This window comes from Bacteroides sp. L10-4 (assembly GCF_013373675.1).
Taxonomy (GTDB): Bacteria; Bacteroidota; Bacteroidia; order Bacteroidales; family Bacteroidaceae; genus Bacteroides; species Bacteroides muris.
The window spans coordinates 14,293-31,473 of sequence record NZ_JABXJH010000007.1 but is presented as its reverse complement, the minus strand read 5'-3'; the positions used below and the strand labels follow the sequence as shown (position 1 = coordinate 31,473).

Sequence of the window (17,181 nt, the reverse complement as noted above, 5' to 3'; positions counted from 1 at the left end):
CAATTAAGTGAGCCTCATGCTCTGTTTATATTTGGCAAATATACGTCAAGTATTTCGGGAAATCTCTTTTTATGGTAGGGTTTAATTATATTTAACTAAGGAAGCTGAGGTATAATCGCATGTTATGGTGTACTTTTGTTCCATATTTAGAAATGGGATGGAAAAAAGATGGAATCGCATTTAAAATATCTTTGGATCGTATCACTGGCTTGTACTCTGACTGCTTGCATGAATGGTGGAGGAGACTTGGCCGGTAAGTGGCAGTTGCGTCAGTACCAATATGCCGACGGTACATCGGAAAAGGTGGACTGTGTATTCTATAATTTTCAAAAAGGAAGTTTTTCTGCCATATGTTTGTTGAAAGATGGCGGATTGACTACGTTTTTTGGAAATTATTCTTTGAAAGGTGCTGAAATTTCCATTATTTTGTTGCCCGAAAGTGTTAACGATGAAAATTATGATACTTATTTCGGATGGCCGGAAGGAAAACGCACCTTTAAAGTAGAAGAATTGTCCTGCTCTTCATTGCGTTTGGAATATGGGAGCACGAAATCAGTTTTTCGGAAATTTTGAGATAAAGATAAGAATAGACATAGATTTTACTAATAAAAACAATAGAAAAGATGAAAAGATTAGCCGTATTGGGAATGGGAGTGTGCATAGCTCTGGCATTCTCTTCTTGTAAATCAAGTGAAAGTGCTTATAAGAAAGCATACGAAAAGGCAAAACAGCAGGAATTGGCCGAGCCGCAAACAACTGCCCCTGCTGAAGAGGTGGCTCCGGTGGTTACCGCTCCGGTAGAAGTGAAAGTGGTGGAAAGCGCACCTGTCGGCATGCGTCAGGAAAAGGTGACTGTGGTATCAGGTGGTACCAGCTTGAAAACCTTCAGTGTGGTTTGCGGAGCTTATAGCGTGAAAGCTAATGCAGAAGGTGTGAAGCAGACATTGGTGAATGAAGGTTATGCTGCAATGGTGGTTTACAATGCAGAAAGAAATCTGTATCGTGTAGTTATCGGTACATTCGATGACAGAGCATCCGCCGAGAATCTGCGCGACTCTTTCAAAGCTAAACATCCTTCGAATGATGACTTCCAGAAAGCATGGCTGTTGTATAGCGTCAATTAATAGAATTCTTTTTGGTAATTCATAACAGAACAGAAAGGAATATATGTTTCCTTTCATGATGAGGCAGTAACTGCGAAGTTACTGCCTTTTTGATGATATGCCGAAAGAATTTTATTCCCTCTTCCTTCGTGAATACTTCCCTCTGTTTCTTTGCTCCGGCTTTATTTTCCTGATTGTGAAAAGTGCTTATAATATTCTCTCTTTCGTTTAAAAGAAGTTATAAAACAAGGGGTGAAAACTTTCGGGCCTGAAAAAGTTTCTAATTTTGCGCTTTATCTTTGAGAAGAATATAGTATGGAACAACGATATATACTGAATGCGATTGATGCCGCCTTGCAGGCTGGCGAGAAAATTCTTTCCATTTACGATGATCCGGCATCGGATTTTCAGGTAGAAAAAAAAGCGGATAATTCTCCTCTTACTATTGCCGACCGTAAGGCTCATGAAACTATCTGCCGTTTTTTGGCTGATACACCTTTCCCTCTGCTGAGCGAGGAAGGTAAGCATTTGCCTTTTCCGGAACGACGGAGTTGGGAGACCTTATGGATTGTAGACCCTTTGGACGGTACGAAGGAGTTCATAAAGAGGAACGGTGAGTTTACAGTGAATATAGCTTTGGTACATCAGTCGGTACCGGTGATGGGAGTCATTTATTTGCCGGTAAAAAAAGAACTTTATTTTGGCGTGCATGGTTCGGGTGCCTATAAGCTGTCCGGTATTGTTGCACGTGATGGAATGCCTTGGGATGAACTGATTGCGAAAGCTGTCCGGTTGCCGGAGACAAGCGCGCATGAGCGGTTTGTAATTGTGGCTTCCCGCTCACATCTGACGCCCGAGACGGAAGATTATATAGAACAGATGAAACGCAGCCATGCGGAAGTCGACCTGATATCAAGCGGGAGTTCCATCAAGATTTGTCTGGTGGCTGAAGGCAAGGCTGATGTATATCCTCGTTTTGCTCCTACGATGGAATGGGATACGGCGGCAGGGCATGCTATTGCACGTGCTGCCGGAATGGAGATTTATCAGGCGGGGAAGGAGGAACCTTTGCAATATAATAAGGAGGATTTGCTGAATCCGTGGTTCATCGTAGAGCCTGAACGTACCGAAATAAAATAACGATTTTATGACATTTGAGATTTTGTTTGTGCTGTTGGGATTGTTGGGCATGGTGATTGCCTTGGTTCTGGATAAAATGCGTCCGGGCATGGTACTCTTTTCCGTCGTAGTATTGTTCCTGTGTGCAGGTATCCTCACTCCTAAGGAGATGTTGGAAGGGTTCAGTAATAAGGGGATGATGACCGTCGCCATGCTGTTTCTGGTCAGTGAAGGTATCAGGCAGTCGGGTGCCTTGGGGCAAATAATCAAGAAGCTGCTTCCCCAAGGTAAGACTACGGTCTTTAAAGCACAATTCCGTATGTTACCCACCATCGCCTTTATTTCAGCTTTTCTAAACAATACTCCGGTGGTTGTTATCTTTGCTCCCATTATCAAGCGTTGGGCGGAATCGGTGAAGTTGCCTGCTACCAAGTTCCTTATACCTCTTTCATACGTTACGATACTTGGTGGTATCTGTACGTTGATAGGCACATCGACCAATCTGGTGGTGCATGGTATGATATTGGAAGCCGGATATGAGGGTTTCGCAATGTTCGAGTTGGGCAAAGTGGGGATTTTCATTGCGATTGTGGGAGTTATTTATCTGTTCGCTTTTTCCTCAAGGCTTTTGCCGGATGTTCGTACGGATGCGGTGAAGCTTGATGAGGAGCCGGAGGAGCATGGAGATTTGCATCGGGTGGAGGCTGTACTCGGTGCCCGTTTTCCCGGTATCAACAAGAAACTGGGTGATTTTAATTTCAAACGGCATTATGGGGCCGAAGTGAAAGAGATTAAGCGTAGCGGTCAGAGCATTGCCGGAAATTTGGAAAATGAATATCTCCGCGAAGGGGATACGCTGGTGGTGATGGCCGATGACTCTTTTGTAAAGACCTGGGGGGAATCTTCGGTATTCGTGTTGCTGGCCAATGGCAAGGATACGGAACCGGTGCCTGGAAAGGGAAAGCGCTGGTTTGCCTTGGCTTTGCTGATATTGATGATAGTGGGTGCGACGGTCGGTGAACTTCCGGCTGTCAAGGAAGCTTTCCCGAAAATCAAGCTGGACATGTTTTTCTTCGTTTCCATTACTACCATCATTATGGCCTGGACAAAGATATTCCCGGCCCGCAAGTATACCAAGTATATATCTTGGGATATTCTGATTACGATTGCTTGTGCTTTTGCCATCAGCAAGGCGATGGTGAATTCCGGTGTGGCGGATGTTGTGGCGCGTTTCATTATAGGCATGAGCCATCATTATGGCCCCCACGTGTTACTGGCTGCTATGTTTATCATAACGAACTTGTTTACGGAACTGATTACGAACAATGCGGCTGCGGCACTTGCTTTCCCGTTGGCACTTTCCATTTCTTCACAGATGGGAGTCAGCCCAATGCCTTTCTTTGTGGTGATTTGTATGGCGGCTTCTGCCAGTTTCTCCACTCCTATAGGATATCAGACTAATTTGATTGTACAAGGTATCGGTAACTATAAGTTTACGGATTTTGTACGTATCGGATTGCCTTTGAATATCATCACTTTCTTGATATCCGTTTTCTTGATTCCTTTAATTTGGCCATTTTAAAAAAAAGAAGAAATAATAACATATGGAAGAAAACAATCACATATATCCGATATTTGACAGAATGCTGATGCGGAAGGACAAAGAAGATTTGTTGAAGCAGCGCAGCGTGATGATTTGGTTTACCGGTTTGAGCGGATCCGGCAAAAGCACGATAGCCATTGCCTTGGAGCGTGAGCTTCATAAGAGGGGATTGCTTTGCCGTATTTTGGATGGTGACAATATTCGTAGTGGCATCAACAATAACCTCGGTTTTACGGAGGCCGACCGTGTGGAGAATATCCGGCGTATAGCCGAAGTATCAAAACTCTTTCTTGATACGGGTATCATAACAATTGCGGCTTTTATCAGTCCCAATAACGATATTCGTGAGATGGCGGCTGATATTATCGGACAAGACGATTTTCTGGAAGTTTATGTCAGTACCCCGCTTGAAGAGTGTGAACGCCGTGACGTGAAGGGGCTTTATGCCAAGGCACGCAAGGGAGAAATCAAGAATTTTACGGGTATTTCCGCGCCTTTTGAGGAACCTGTCCATCCGGCTCTGACGTTGGACACCTCTGTTCTCAGCCTGGAAGAATCAGTCAACAAGCTGCTGGAACTTATTTTACCAAGAACTCAGAAGAAATAAAATATAATGAAAGAAGAATATAAATTGAGCCATTTGAAGGAACTCGAAGCAGAGTCCATTCATATTATCCGTGAAGTGGCGGCGGAGTTTGAGAATCCGGTGATGCTGTATAGCATCGGCAAGGATTCTTCGGTTATGGTGCGCTTGGCCGAGAAAGCGTTTGCTCCCGGCAAAGTGCCGTTCCCGTTGATGCACATCGATTCCAAGTGGAAGTTTAAGGAGATGATAGAGTTTCGTGACGAGTATGCCGGGAAGTACGGTTGGAACCTGATAGTGGAAAGCAATATGGAAGCTTTCAATGCGGGGGTCGGACCCTTTACGCATGGCAGCAAGGTACATACGGACCTGATGAAAACGCAAGCTTTGCTCCACGCATTGGATAAGCATAAGTTTGATGCTGCATTCGGTGGCGCTCGCCGCGACGAGGAGAAGTCACGCGCTAAAGAGCGTATTTTCTCCTTCCGCGACAAGTTCCATCAATGGGACCCCAAAAATCAGCGTCCCGAGTTGTGGGATATTTATAATGCCCGCGTACATAAGGGAGAGAGCATCCGCGTATTTCCGTTAAGTAATTGGACGGAGCTGGACATCTGGCAATATATACGTCTGGAAAACATTCCTATTGTGCCGTTGTATTTTGCCAAGGAACGTCCTTGCGTGGAGATTGACGGAAATCTGATAATGGCAGATGACGACCGTTTGCCGGAACAGTACCGCGACCAGATAAAGATGCGTATGGTGCGTTTCCGTACGCTGGGCTGTTGGCCCTTGACCGGTGCTGTGGAAAGCGATGCCGATACCATCGAGAAGATTGTCGAAGAAATGATGACCACTACCAAGAGTGAACGGACAACCCGGGTCATTGACTTCGACCAGGACGCAAGCATGGAGCAGAAGAAGCGTGAGGGATACTTCTAAAGGAATTAGAAATTAAGAATTAAAAACAGAAAGATTAGGATGAACGATTCTACACTTGATATAAAGGCTTTCCTTGACAAAGATGAGCAAAAGGATTTGCTGAGGCTGTTGACTGCCGGTTCTGTGGATGACGGAAAATCCACATTGATAGGCCGTTTGTTGTTCGACAGCAAGAAATTGTACGAAGACCAGCTGGACGCACTGGAGCGTGACAGCAAACGCATGGGAAATGCCGGTGACCATATAGACTATGCCCTTTTGCTGGACGGCTTGAAGGCAGAGCGCGAACAAGGCATCACCATCGACGTGGCATACCGCTACTTCTCGACCAATAACCGTAAGTTTATCATTGCCGACACTCCGGGACACGAGCAATACACGCGCAACATGATTACCGGAGGCTCTACGGCCAACTTGGCAATTATTCTGGTGGATGCACGTATGGGTGTCATTACGCAGACGCGCCGGCATACTTTCCTGGTGTCGTTGCTGGGCATCAAGCATGTGGTGCTTGCTGTCAACAAGATGGACCTGGTGGATTTTTCCGAAAAACGTTTTAATGAGATAGTCGATGAGTATCGGAAGTTTATAGCTCCGTTGGGCATTCCTGATGTGAACTGCATTCCGCTGTCAGCCTTGGACGGAGACAATGTGGTGGAGAAGTCGGAACGTACTCCTTGGTATGAGGGCATTTCACTTCTTGACTTCCTGGAGACGGTACATATTGACAATGACCATAATCTGAAGGATTTTCGTTTCCCGGTTCAATACGTCTTGCGCCCCAATCTCGATTTCCGTGGTTTTTGCGGCAAGGTGGCTTCGGGCATTGTCCGTAAGGGAGATGAAGTGATGGCATTGCCTTCCGGCAAGAAGTCGCATGTCAAGAGTATAGTTACATACGACGGCGAATTGGATTACGCCTTTCCGCCCCAGTCCGTCACTTTGACGCTGGAAGACGAGATAGATGTGTCGAGAGGGGAAATGCTGGTACATCCGGATAACCTGCCTGTCATGGACCGCAATTTTGAGACGATGCTGGTTTGGATGGATGAAGAGCCGATGGATATAAACAAATCATTCTTCATCAAGCAGACCACCAATATAAGCCGCACCCGTATCGACAGCATTAAGTATAAGGTGGATGTCAATACGATGGAGCATCTTTCCCTTGACAACGGAAAACTGAGCAAGGAAACATTGCCGATGCAGCTCAATCAAATTGCGCGCGTGGTGCTGACTACTGCCAAAGAGCTTTTCTTTGACCCTTATCAGCAGAATAAGGCTACCGGTTCGTTTATCCTGATAGACCCGATAACCAACAATACCAGTGCTGTAGGTATGATTATCGATAGGGTGGAGGATAAGGATATGCACTTGTCCGAGGACATGCCTGTGCTGAACCTGCCTAAGTTGGGTATTGCTCCCGAACATTATGAGGCTATCGAAAAGGCTGTGAAGGAACTTAAACGCCAGGGCATTGCAGTGATTATAGAGAAGGAATAGACGTTACTTGTGCGGAGTATGACCGTTTCCTGCAGAGGAAACGGCTTTTGCCGTGAGAGGTATATGTGTGCTAAATGTAATATATTAATATATAGACTATAATGGGATTATTAGAATTCAACAAGCTTCCTATAAACACATTGGTAGGTGCGGATTGGAAGACATTCAAGGATATAACAGGCGGTCGTGATATCGGTGCCGCCTACAAAGGTAAGTACCGGCTGACAAAAGCCGTCTGCCGTCTGCTGTCCACTTTGGCTCCTCTGCAGGACAGGCGCTATGAAAAGCTTCTGGCTGCTAAGCCTCTGGAGCACGACCCGGTATTCATTTTGGGACACTGGCGTAGCGGGACTACGTTTGTGCATAATGTCTTCTCCTGCGACAGGCATTTCGGCTACAACACGACATACCAGACTGTATTTCCGCATCTTATGATGTGGGGGCAGCCTTTCTTTAAGAAGAACATGAGTTGGCTGATGCCGGACAAACGTCCCACGGACAATATGGAGCTTGCTGTTGACCTTCCGCAGGAAGAGGAGTTTGCTTTGGCAAATATGATGCCCTATACCTATTATAATTTCTGGTTTCTGCCCAAGTATCAGCAAGAGTATGCCGATAAATACCTGCTGTTTGATGATATCACGGAGCAAGAACTGAAAGTGTTTGAGGAGACTTTCGTCAAACTGATAAAGATTTCTCTTTGGAATACGAACGGAACCCAGTTCCTTAGTAAGAATCCGCCTCATACGGGACGTGTGAAAGAGCTTGTCAAGATGTTCCCCAATGCTAAGTTCATCTATCTGATGCGCAATCCTTATACTGTTTTCGAAAGTACACGTAGTTTCTTTACTAACACCATTCAGCCGTTGAAACTGCAGGACATCAGTAATGAGGAACTTGAAAAGAACATATTGTCCATTTATGCCAAACTGTATCATAAGTACGAGGCGGACAAGGCATGTATTCCTGAAGGAAATCTGATAGAGGTGAAGTTTGAGGACTTCGAAGCGGATGCGATGGGAATGACTGAGCATATCTACAAGGCCTTGTCCATACCGGGTTTTGCAGAAGCGCGTGCCGATATTGAGAAGTATGTAGGCGGAAAGAAAGGGTATAAGAAGAATAAATACAAGTATGATGAGCGTACGGTGCAGTTGGTTCAGGATAACTGGAATTTTGCGCTGCAACAGTGGAATTACGATTTATAATGACTGCCGATTATCAATGAAAAAAATGATTCAAAAGAAAGTTCGTATATGGGGAGTGCTGTCTGCCATGTTCTGTTGCGGATTTGTTTCTGCGCAGCAGCACGAGGTAGAGTTGATTCCTTTCGGAAATATGGATCAGTGGATTGACCGTCAAATCAAGGAGTCCGGTATTATTGGCGGTGCTACGAAGAATGTGTATGCCATCGGGCCCGCTGCCACTGTCACCGAAACCAAGGCATATAAGAATATGGGAGGTTCGCCATGGGCGACATCCAATGTGATGGCACGGGTAGCCGGTATTACGAAAACCAATACTTCTGTTTTTCCGGAAAAAAGGGGAGATGGTTTCTGCGCCCGCATGGACACCCGTATGGAGAGTGTAAAGGTTTTTGGACTCGTGGATATCACAGTGCTGGCTGCCGGATCCATGTTTCTGGGTGAGGTGCACGAACCTATCAAGGGAACCAAGAATCCGCAGAAAATGCTGAATTCCGGCATACCTTTTACAAAGAAACCTATCGCCATACAGTTTGATTATAAAGTAAAGATGTCCGACCGCGAGAAGCGTATCCGTGCAACGGGCTTTAGCCGTATCACAGATGTGGAAGGAAAGGACTTTCCGGAAGTGAATCTGTTCTTGCAAAAGCGCTGGGAGGATGAGAAGGGGAATATCTATGCCAAGCGCGTAGGAACGATGGTCGTAAGATATTATACTACTACCGGTTGGCATAATAATGCCACTTATTCCATCATGTACGGTGATATTACCGGTGATCCTGCATACAAGGCCCACATGATGCGCCTTCAGGTTGAAGAACGCTATGCAGTTAATAGTAAAGGAGAAAGTGTACCGGTTAAGGAGGTTGCCTGGGGCACGGAGGATGATGTGCCCACTCATTTGCTGCTGCAATTTACCTCTAGTCATGGTGGTGCTTATATAGGGTCTCCCGGCAACTCGCTATGGATTGACAATGTAAAATTGGTTTATTAGACATTGGTACACTTGGTACAGAGGTTCATCCGTCCTCTTGCCTCACACACACGTACGCGCGGGAAAGAGAGGGGGGAATCCGAAAAGGGCAGAAAAATCAGGACCGGCATTCTGTAACACCTGACGGAATTCTACGGCATCGGTCGCAAATACCGGAAGGTTAAGAGGGCCTGTCTTTCCGTACTTCGCTTGGCCTGGCGCGCATACGCGCGTGTGTGAGGCAAGAGGACGGATGAACCTCTGTACCAAGTGTACCAATGTCAGCTTTGCATCGCCTGAGTTGACCTCTGCACCACTCAAGTTGACCTTTACGTCGCCAGACCTCAGGTTTATGGTTTTTCCGGTGCAGCCGCTATTTTTGCAAATAATTTTTCTATTCATTCTTTTTGAAGAAAAAACGATATTATTTCATCTTTTCAGATAAAAATCTTTGGTATTATTAAAAATGTATCTATTTTTGCACCGCATTTTGTGTTATACGGACACAAAAAAGGTTGAAAAAATGAGGTATAAAAACTCTAACATAAAAAAGTGCCTAAATACTAAAACAATAGCACGGTGTGCGGCGTTCTTTTTATTCTGTTTGCTTCCTTTAAAAGGAATTTGTCAAACGGGAGAAAGTACTGTAGATGCTTTAGTGGAAATGGGATTTGAAAATGTTGGATGGACGGAAGATGACGATGAACGTGTTTATGTTCTGCAGAACTCTGCATATCGTTTGCAAGGCGTAGGCATAGGCAAAGCGGTGGATGTTATCCAAAAGACGGGTTTGTCGGAAGAAAAACCGTGCCGGATAATAGTTCTGGATAATAATGTGCCTCAGATTTCTCTTTATTACCATCCTCTAAAGGGTGATTCGGTGCCTCAGGCAGAGCGTAAAGACTGGCATGTAAGCTATGAGCTGGGTGACGCTTGGGAGAGTGCACGGAAAATAAAGTTGAAAAATAGCTCTTTGTTCAAGATTGATGTATTGGTGTATCCGGAGTTGGCTTTCAAGAATCTGATTATTACACAGATTTACCAGGTTTTATTTGATTTGAGCCCGGCCGTGGAAGTTTCGCTGTGGAAAGGCATGAAGCTTACGGCGCAAATGAAAATACCGGTATATAATGATGGTTATGGAAAGCGGGAAGGAAAAGTTCATCCGGGTTTTTTAACGGTTTCGCAGCGCTTTCGTTTGCCATATAATGTTTTCGGCAAAACAACGATTGGCATTTTTAACGGTAGTCGTTATGGTTTTGATGCGGAATTTTCCCGGCCTTTCAAGGATGAACGTTTTTCAGTGTTTGCCCGAATGGGGTATACGGGAGCCGGAAGGTGGGATGGATTCAAATTCCAGTATGATCCTTCGCAATGGTTGCTTTCATGGTCTTTGGGAGGTAGCTTCTATTGGCCGCGTTACAATATGCAGTTTACGCTGCAAACAGAACGGTATATGCTGAAAGAAAAAGGAGTGCGGTTTGATATGATACGCCATTTCCGATATTGTTCGATTGGATTTTATGCGGTAAAGGCAAAAAATATAAAGGCAAACGGAGGATTCCGTTTCCAAGTGGCATTGCCCGCTTATAAATATAGAAGAAAAGGATATGTGCCGCGTGTTAATGCTTCAAACAATATGGGTATTACTTATAATGCCGGTAATGAAAGGTATTATTATAAGCAATATCGGTCGGAAGCAAGCGATAATATAATGGAGAAGAATAGTTTTAACCCATATTTTATTAAGTCGGAATTGTTAAATTTTTAATTAATTAATTGAAATGAGAAAAAGAAGTTTTTTAAGCGGCGTAAGTGCTAAATTGGCATTGGCTGCAGTAGCTTTGACAAGCATGATGTTCACAAGCTGCGAAAAAGAGGAATTTAATTTTGCACCCGTAGAAGTAGAACCTGCAAGTGCTACCATTCTTGTTACTGTATACGACTTGAATGACGGCTCTGTTATCACAGATGCTGCAATTACAGAAAATGGAGCTGCTGTTTCTAATTCAATCAAAGTAGAAGCAGGTGAAGATGGTACAATTGCTGCGGCAACAAGAACTTTTGCTGCTACAAAAAGTGGCTATGTAGCCGGAGAAGGACAAGCTACTATTCCTGCTCTTGCAAAAGGTAAGTCTGCTGTTGTTCCGGTAAGTATTTTCTTGCAACGGGTAGATGCTGCTTTCGATAATCCTACAGCGAAAGATGAAGAGGATGCTAAACTCTCTGATGATAAAACTGTTATGATGGACCTTGGCGATAATACTGAAGCAGGTGAAGAACCTATTGTAAAGTCAATCAAGTACGATGCTGAGTATGGTCAGAAAGTTCAAAATCTGAGTGATGTAGAAAAGTGGATTGACGCTATGCCTACTACGAAGGCAATGTCTGCTGCTGATGTAAAAAATGTATTGAAAGCTTTGGTTGCGTCATACAATCCGGGTATAGAGAAAAGAGAAATGGTTAAGGATATTATCATTATGCCTTTCACTAAGTTGGTTAGTGTAAACATTATCAACAATTACAAAACAACAAAGAAGAGCATTACTGCTACTGTTGACGGCGTTTCTTATACTGTTCCTGGTGTAGAAATCAAGGAAGTTGTAAATACAGTAGTTGATCCTCGATTTATTTCTGTAGCACACGGTCACGATCATGGTCACGGTCATGGCGATGGTAACAATGCCGGTGGTGGTATTGGTGAAAACTAATTGATTTTTTAGTTGTTGTTTATCTTTAAACCAAAGAAAAGATGAAAAGTAAATTAATGATAGCCTCCTTATTGTTGGCAGGCGCTTGTGCAGCAAACCTGAATGCACAAGAAAAAAAGAGCTACTACACTCCGAAATGGAGCGACAATATTTTTGTCAGTGTAGGTGGCGGTATTCATTCCATCAACAATGATGGTTTCAACAAGATTGCTCCGCATTTCAGCGTATCATTGGGTAAGCTGATTACTCCGACTTGGGGAGTACGTGCTCAGGTGAACGGTGTTACTCAACACTTGTGCCTGGATAACGCATATTGGGAACATAACAAGACTTACATTGGCGGTAACATTGATGCAATGGTCAACTTGTCTACATTGTTTGCCGGTGTAAATCCTAACCGTTTCTTCGAGGTTTACGGTTTTGCCGGTCCTCAGTTGTCAGTAGCAAAATCTACCAACGTAATGGTTCAAAACGACGGAACAATGATTCCTGATGGCGAGGCTAAGGCTAGAGCCCGTGTAGGTGCTTCTGCCGGTTTGGGCTTGAAGTTCAATATCAACACCAAGTGGGCTATTGACGTAGAAGCCCGTGGTGCTATCGCTCCGTCCGTTTTCGGTAACATCAGTAGCCATCGCAAGGCTGAAGGTACAGGTATGCTGACCGCAGGTGTAAGCTACATCTTCGGTGGCAAGAAGTTCCTGCCTGCTTCCAATGTAGACGAAGATGCTGTCAATGCAGAAATCAACAGATACAGAAGCGAGCTGGCTCAGGCTCAGGCTGACCTGGCTAACTGCAAGAACGCACTGGCCAATGCTAAACCGGAAGTGAAGGAAGTGACCAAGGAAGTTGAAGTTGCCGGTCCGCGTGCTATCTTCTTCAAGATTGGTAGCGCCCGTCTGGATGACTATGGTAAAGTTAACATCGAATTGGCTGCCAAGATTCTGAAGGCTAATCCGGACAAGAAGTACAAGGTTGCAGGTTATGCAGACAAGGCTACCGGTAGCGCTTCTTGGAACCAAAAGCTGTCTGAAAAGCGTGCTCAGGTTGTTTACGATGCCTTGATTGCTCAGGGTGTTGACAAAGACCAGCTCGAACTCGTAGGATTCGGTGGTACTGCCAATATGTTCGGCAAGAACTTCTTGAACCGCGTAGTTATCTTGGAATAATATACTCCAAGTGACAAATAGACTCTAAAAATGAAGGCGTCTGGGACTCAGACGCCTTTTTTTGGTACTATGTCCGATGCATGTTATAAAGCAACCCATTTTTATCAGCGACTGAATTTATATGTGATGATGAAGTTCAAGCTATTTCTTATCGTTCTGTCTTGCAGCCTTTCCCTATCGGCCTTTTCTCAGCTGACGTATGGTACGACGGGGCTGTTGCACGCACCCTCTGCGGAGATGCAGCGCGACAAGACTTTCATGGTCGGCGGCAACTTCCTGAACAAGGAACTCACACCGCCCACCTGGTACTATCATACCTACAACTATTTTCTGAATGTCACCATCTTCCCCTTTCTGGAAGTGGCCTACACATGTACGCTTTTCAAGGCGGAGGCGTTGGGCCTGAAACCATACGGGTACAGCGGATTCACGAACCAGGACCGTTACTTTTCAGCCCGTTTGCGTGTGTTGAAGGAGGGACAGTTCTGGAAATACATGCCGGCTGTCGTGCTGGGGACGTCCGACCCGTTCACTTCCTCCGGAGGGGGACAAGTCGGCACCACGGAAGGTAACGGCTATTACAGCCGTTTCTATATTGCCGCTTCCAAGCATATACCCGTCATGGGCAAGGAGGAAGTGGGCGTTCACCTTTCCTACCTTTATAACAACCGCAAGGAGTACAAGCTGAACGGGCTGGCATTGGGTGTCACCTACAATCCCTCCTTTCATCCGCAGTTGAGGGTGATAGCGGAGTATGACTCCAAGGACTTTGCCCTGGGAGCCACCTATCTGCTGTTCAAGCATCTGCATGTGCAGCTGGAAATGCAGAGGATGAAGTATTTCAGTGGAGGGCTCACATACAAAATTCATCTGAAATAATTAGTGGAAAAATCAGAGGAGGGGATGTTTGATATTACCAGACATCCCCTTTTTCTGTATTATATATGTAAGATTAACGGCAAAATCCAAATTTTAATCGTAATTTTGTAGCCCATTATGAGTAGAATAATAGCCATAGACTACGGTCGGAAACGTACGGGAATAGCCGTGAGCGATACATTGCAGATGATTGCCAATGGACTGACAACTGTGCCTACACACCAACTGTTGCAGTTCCTTCTTGATTATGTGACTAAGGAACCGGTGGAGCGGATTTTGGTAGGTCTGCCTAAGCAGATGAACAATGAGGCTTCGGAAAACATGAGGAATATCGAGCCTTTTGTCCGTTCGTTGAAGAAGAAACTGCCTGACATGCCGGTTGAATATGTAGACGAACGTTTTACTTCTGTTCTGGCTCATCGGACGATGCTTGAGGCCGGCTTGAAGAAGAAAGCTCGCCAGAACAAAGCGTTGGTGGACGAAATCAGTGCGACTATTATTCTGCAAACTTATTTGGAGAACAAGCGCTTCTCCTTCTTATAATGTATAGGGAAGTAATGTGTAATTAAGTAATATTGTAATTAAGGAAATGATTTTACCCATTTATGTGTACGGCCAGCCCGTATTGAGAAAGGTGGCAGAGGATATTGCTCCGGACTATCCGAACTTGAAGGAACTTATTGAGAATATGTTTGAAACCATGGACCATGCCGAAGGTGTAGGGCTTGCAGCTCCGCAAATAGGTCTTCCTATCCGTGTTGTGGTTATCAATTTGGATGTTCTGTCTGAAGATTTGCCGGAATACAAAGATTTTCGTAAGGTGTATATCAATGCCCATATTTTGGAAGTGGGAGGTGAAACCGTGTCTATGGATGAGGGTTGCTTGAGCCTCCCGGGAATTCATGAATCTGTGAAGCGTGGCGATAAGATACGTGTGGAGTATCTGGACGAGAACCTGGAACCGCACGACGAGATTGTAGAAGGCTATCTGGCACGCGTGATGCAGCATGAGTTCGACCATCTGGAAGGAAAGATGTTTATCGACCATTTGTCTCCGCTCCGCAAGCAGATGATTAAAGGAAAACTGAATGCCATGTTGAAAGGCAAGGCGCACTGTACTTATAAGGTGAAAACCGTAAAGAAATAAGTCAATCATATAATATGGTATAAAAGGCTCAAAAAATATAAAAAGTATTCCGTGAATCCTGACAAGTAAGCGAAAAACGTTACTTTTGTTTCGTTTACAAGTATTTATAAAACAAGATGATAAAAAAAATACTGACGGCTATTTTGCTGCTACCCACGTTGCTGTATGCACAAATCAATACGGAACGGGTGATGACCATTGCTCGGAATGCATTGTATTTTGAGGATTACGTGCTTTCTATCCAATATTTTAATCAGGTAATCAACGCGAAGCCTTATTTATATGAGCCTTATTTTTTTCGCGGACTGGCAAAAATCAATCTGGATGACTATCAGGGGGCGGAGAGTGATTGCGATGCTGCGATTCAAAGAAATCCTTTCGTAGTAGGTGCTTACCAGATCAGAGGACTGGCACGTATCCGGCAGAACAAGTTTGACAGGGCGATTGAAGATTATAAAACTGCCCTCAAATACGACCCCGAGAATCTGGTGCTTTGGCATAATCTTTCCCTTTGCCATATTCAAAAAGAAGATTATGAGTCGGCTAAGGAAGATTTGGGTACGCTCCTGACAATTGCCCCCAAGTACACACGCGCTTATCTTATGCGTGGTGAGGTTTCTCTGAAACAGAACGATACGATACAGGCTTTGTATGATTTTGACAAAGCTATCGGTATGGACCGCTATGACCCGGACGGATGGGGGGCAAGAGCCATTGTACGTCTTCAGCAAGGGAAGTATAAAGAGGCTGAAGCTGATTTGGACCAGTCCATCCATCTGAGTGCAAAGAATGCCGGCAACTATATCAACCGTGCCTTGGCGCGTTTCCATCAGAATAATTTGAGAGGTGCCATGAGCGACTATGACTTGGCTCTGGATATTGATCCGAATAATTTTCTCGGGCACTACAACCGAGGTTTGCTGCGTGCCCAGGTAGGCGATGACAACCGGGCGATAGAGGATTTTGATTTTGTGTTGAAGATAGAACCGGACAACATGATGGCTACCTTCAATCGTGGTTTGTTGCGTGCTCAAACGGGGGATTACCGGGGAGCAGTCAGCGACTATTCCAAAGTGATTGCAGAATATCCTAATTTTATGGCAGGCTATTATCGGCGTGCCGAAGCCCGTAAAAAGATTGGCGACCATAAGGGGGCTGAACAGGATGAGTTCAAAATCATGAAGATGCAGATTGATAAGCGCAACGGTGTTTCTTCCGGTGAGAAAAAAGAAGATAGCGACAGTAAGGATGTTGCGGATAATTCTTCGGAAAACTCCAATGGCGGGAAAACACGTAAGAAATCGGACAAGAACATGGAAAACTATCGGAAAATTGTAATAGCGGACGATTCGGAAGCTGACCAGCGTTATAAGAGCGATTATCGCGGACGCGTACAAGACCGGAATGTGACCATCAAGCTTGAGCCGATGTATGCTTTGACATATTATGAGAAATTGAGCGATGTGAAGCGTATCGTACATTATCATAAGTATATCGAGGAACTGAACCATTCGAAACAGTTCCCGAAGCCACTGCGCATTACCAATATGGAGGCTCCGCTGACGGAGGAACAAGTACGTTTCCACTTTGCTTTGATAGATGCTCATACGTCTGATGTGGTAGCTGATGAGAGGAATGCCCAAAAACGTTTCATGAGAGGTCTGGATTTTTATCTGGTTCAGGATTTTGCCAGTTCCATAGATGACTTTACGAAAAGTATTTTGTTGGATGATACTTTCTTCCCGGCATACTTTATGCGTGCTTTGGTGCGTTATAAGCAACTGGAATATAAAAAGGCCGAAGCCACAATGAGTGAAGGTGCCACTCTGAGTGCAACGGAAATGAAAAAGCCTGAAGTGACGGCCATCGACTATGAAGTTGTGAAGAATGACCTGGATCATGTTATCCAATTGGCTCCTGATTTTGTCTATGGCTATTACAACCGTGGCAATGTGTCTTCGTTGCTGAAGGATTACCGTGCCGCCTTGGTGGATTATGATAAGGCGATTGAGTTGAGTCCCGATTTTGCAGAAGCATACTTTAACCGTGGATTGACACATATCTTTTTGGGGAATAACAAACAAGGTATTTCCGATTTGAGTAAAGCCGGAGAGTTGGGCATTGTGTCGGCCTATAACATTATAAAGAGGTTTACAGTTACACGTGAATAACATTTTTTTGCTAAAAAATAGAATATCAAAAAGAATTAGTTATTTTTGCGTTCTGAAAAATGAAATATACATATAA

The 17,181-nt window shown here is 44.6% G+C and carries 17 protein-coding genes; 16 read left to right on the top strand and 1 reads right to left on the bottom strand.

Annotation, left to right across the window (positions count from 1 at the left end):
* Positions 1-168 precede the first annotated feature (168 nt).
* The 9 genes from HU824_RS03825 (at position 169) to HU824_RS03785 (ending at position 9,052) form a co-directional block, all read left to right on the top strand.
* The gene (locus HU824_RS03825) at positions 169-573 is read left to right on the top strand and encodes a lipocalin-like domain-containing protein (RefSeq protein WP_176468146.1); all 405 of its coding nucleotides are present in this window, start codon (positions 169-171) and stop codon (positions 571-573) included.
* Between the two features lie 50 nt (positions 574-623).
* Entirely contained in the window at positions 624-1,124 is a 501-nt protein-coding gene (locus HU824_RS03820) for an SPOR domain-containing protein (RefSeq protein ID WP_016273419.1), read from the top strand.
* A 294-nt stretch (positions 1,125-1,418) separates the two neighbouring features.
* Positions 1,419-2,243 (top strand): 3'(2'),5'-bisphosphate nucleotidase CysQ, encoded by an 825-nt coding sequence (gene cysQ / locus HU824_RS03815; RefSeq protein ID WP_176468145.1) that lies wholly within the window; start codon positions 1,419-1,421, stop codon positions 2,241-2,243.
* A gap of 7 nt (positions 2,244-2,250) precedes the next feature.
* Positions 2,251-3,804 (top strand): SLC13 family permease, encoded by a 1,554-nt coding sequence (locus tag HU824_RS03810; RefSeq protein WP_016273421.1) that lies wholly within the window; start codon positions 2,251-2,253, stop codon positions 3,802-3,804.
* 22 nt (positions 3,805-3,826) lie between these two features.
* Positions 3,827-4,432 carry an adenylyl-sulfate kinase gene (gene cysC, locus HU824_RS03805; protein WP_136009257.1) on the top strand — a complete coding sequence of 202 codons (606 nt, stop codon included), beginning with the start codon at positions 3,827-3,829 and terminating at the stop codon, positions 4,430-4,432.
* Positions 4,433-4,438: 6 nt separating this feature from the next.
* The gene (gene cysD / locus HU824_RS03800; RefSeq protein ID WP_016273423.1) at positions 4,439-5,350 is read left to right on the top strand and encodes a sulfate adenylyltransferase subunit CysD; all 912 of its coding nucleotides are present in this window, start codon (positions 4,439-4,441) and stop codon (positions 5,348-5,350) included.
* A gap of 39 nt (positions 5,351-5,389) precedes the next feature.
* Positions 5,390-6,853: a sulfate adenylyltransferase subunit CysN gene (gene cysN / locus HU824_RS03795; protein WP_176468144.1), complete on the top strand. Its 1,464-nt coding sequence runs from the start codon at positions 5,390-5,392 to the stop codon at positions 6,851-6,853.
* A gap of 101 nt (positions 6,854-6,954) precedes the next feature.
* Positions 6,955-8,061 (top strand): sulfotransferase, encoded by a 1,107-nt coding sequence (locus HU824_RS03790; RefSeq protein WP_176468143.1) that lies wholly within the window; start codon positions 6,955-6,957, stop codon positions 8,059-8,061.
* A 25-nt stretch (positions 8,062-8,086) separates the two neighbouring features.
* Entirely contained in the window at positions 8,087-9,052 is a 966-nt protein-coding gene (locus HU824_RS03785) for a PCMD domain-containing protein (RefSeq protein ID WP_176468142.1), read from the top strand.
* A 42-nt stretch (positions 9,053-9,094) separates the two neighbouring features.
* Here the strand turns inward: HU824_RS03785 and HU824_RS03780 are convergent, their stop codons facing one another.
* On the bottom strand, positions 9,095-9,433 hold the full coding sequence (locus tag HU824_RS03780; RefSeq protein ID WP_176468141.1) for a hypothetical protein: 339 nt from the start codon (positions 9,431-9,433) through the stop codon (positions 9,095-9,097).
* Positions 9,434-9,554: 121 nt separating this feature from the next.
* On the opposite strand from HU824_RS03780, the gene HU824_RS03775 reads away from it, so the two are divergent.
* From HU824_RS03775 to HU824_RS03745, 7 genes are all read left to right on the top strand, one after another.
* Positions 9,555-10,802, top strand: a complete 1,248-nt coding sequence (locus tag HU824_RS03775) for a hypothetical protein (RefSeq protein WP_176468177.1) — start codon at positions 9,555-9,557, stop codon at positions 10,800-10,802.
* A gap of 13 nt (positions 10,803-10,815) precedes the next feature.
* The gene (locus HU824_RS03770; RefSeq protein WP_176468140.1) at positions 10,816-11,742 is read left to right on the top strand and encodes a DUF3869 domain-containing protein; all 927 of its coding nucleotides are present in this window, start codon (positions 10,816-10,818) and stop codon (positions 11,740-11,742) included.
* Positions 11,743-11,783: 41 nt separating this feature from the next.
* Positions 11,784-12,908: an OmpA family protein gene (locus HU824_RS03765; RefSeq protein ID WP_016273430.1), complete on the top strand. Its 1,125-nt coding sequence runs from the start codon at positions 11,784-11,786 to the stop codon at positions 12,906-12,908.
* Between the two features lie 126 nt (positions 12,909-13,034).
* On the top strand, positions 13,035-13,787 hold the full coding sequence (locus tag HU824_RS03760; RefSeq protein ID WP_230469218.1) for a YjbH domain-containing protein: 753 nt from the start codon (positions 13,035-13,037) through the stop codon (positions 13,785-13,787).
* 117 nt (positions 13,788-13,904) lie between these two features.
* Positions 13,905-14,330, top strand: a complete 426-nt coding sequence (ruvX, locus tag HU824_RS03755) for a Holliday junction resolvase RuvX (RefSeq protein WP_016273432.1) — start codon at positions 13,905-13,907, stop codon at positions 14,328-14,330.
* Positions 14,331-14,376: 46 nt separating this feature from the next.
* The gene (gene def, locus HU824_RS03750; protein WP_016273433.1) at positions 14,377-14,934 is read left to right on the top strand and encodes a peptide deformylase; all 558 of its coding nucleotides are present in this window, start codon (positions 14,377-14,379) and stop codon (positions 14,932-14,934) included.
* A gap of 116 nt (positions 14,935-15,050) precedes the next feature.
* Positions 15,051-17,105: a tetratricopeptide repeat protein gene (locus HU824_RS03745; protein ID WP_176468139.1), complete on the top strand. Its 2,055-nt coding sequence runs from the start codon at positions 15,051-15,053 to the stop codon at positions 17,103-17,105.
* Positions 17,106-17,181: the final 76 nt, after the last annotated feature.

What these genes read in the sequence shown, in the direction of transcription:
- HU824_RS03825 (WP_176468146.1), top strand. Translation starts at nt 169, where the DNA reads ATGGAATCGCATTTAAAATATCTTTGGATCGTATCACTGGCTTGTACT.
- HU824_RS03820 (WP_016273419.1), top strand. Translation starts at nt 624, where the DNA reads ATGAAAAGATTAGCCGTATTGGGAATGGGAGTGTGCATAGCTCTGGCA.
- cysQ (WP_176468145.1), top strand. Translation starts at nt 1,419, where the DNA reads ATGGAACAACGATATATACTGAATGCGATTGATGCCGCCTTGCAGGCT.
- HU824_RS03810 (WP_016273421.1), top strand. Translation starts at nt 2,251, where the DNA reads ATGACATTTGAGATTTTGTTTGTGCTGTTGGGATTGTTGGGCATGGTG.
- cysC (WP_136009257.1), top strand. Translation starts at nt 3,827, where the DNA reads ATGGAAGAAAACAATCACATATATCCGATATTTGACAGAATGCTGATG.
- cysD (WP_016273423.1), top strand. Translation starts at nt 4,439, where the DNA reads ATGAAAGAAGAATATAAATTGAGCCATTTGAAGGAACTCGAAGCAGAG.
- cysN (WP_176468144.1), top strand. Translation starts at nt 5,390, where the DNA reads ATGAACGATTCTACACTTGATATAAAGGCTTTCCTTGACAAAGATGAG.
- HU824_RS03790 (WP_176468143.1), top strand. Translation starts at nt 6,955, where the DNA reads ATGGGATTATTAGAATTCAACAAGCTTCCTATAAACACATTGGTAGGT.
- HU824_RS03785 (WP_176468142.1), top strand. Translation starts at nt 8,087, where the DNA reads ATGATTCAAAAGAAAGTTCGTATATGGGGAGTGCTGTCTGCCATGTTC.
- HU824_RS03780 (WP_176468141.1), bottom strand. Translation starts at nt 9,433, where the DNA reads ATGAATAGAAAAATTATTTGCAAAAATAGCGGCTGCACCGGAAAAACC.
- HU824_RS03775 (WP_176468177.1), top strand. Translation starts at nt 9,555, where the DNA reads ATGAGGTATAAAAACTCTAACATAAAAAAGTGCCTAAATACTAAAACA.
- HU824_RS03770 (WP_176468140.1), top strand. Translation starts at nt 10,816, where the DNA reads ATGAGAAAAAGAAGTTTTTTAAGCGGCGTAAGTGCTAAATTGGCATTG.
- HU824_RS03765 (WP_016273430.1), top strand. Translation starts at nt 11,784, where the DNA reads ATGAAAAGTAAATTAATGATAGCCTCCTTATTGTTGGCAGGCGCTTGT.
- HU824_RS03760 (WP_230469218.1), top strand. Translation starts at nt 13,035, where the DNA reads ATGATGAAGTTCAAGCTATTTCTTATCGTTCTGTCTTGCAGCCTTTCC.
- ruvX (WP_016273432.1), top strand. Translation starts at nt 13,905, where the DNA reads ATGAGTAGAATAATAGCCATAGACTACGGTCGGAAACGTACGGGAATA.
- def (WP_016273433.1), top strand. Translation starts at nt 14,377, where the DNA reads ATGATTTTACCCATTTATGTGTACGGCCAGCCCGTATTGAGAAAGGTG.
- HU824_RS03745 (WP_176468139.1), top strand. Translation starts at nt 15,051, where the DNA reads ATGATAAAAAAAATACTGACGGCTATTTTGCTGCTACCCACGTTGCTG.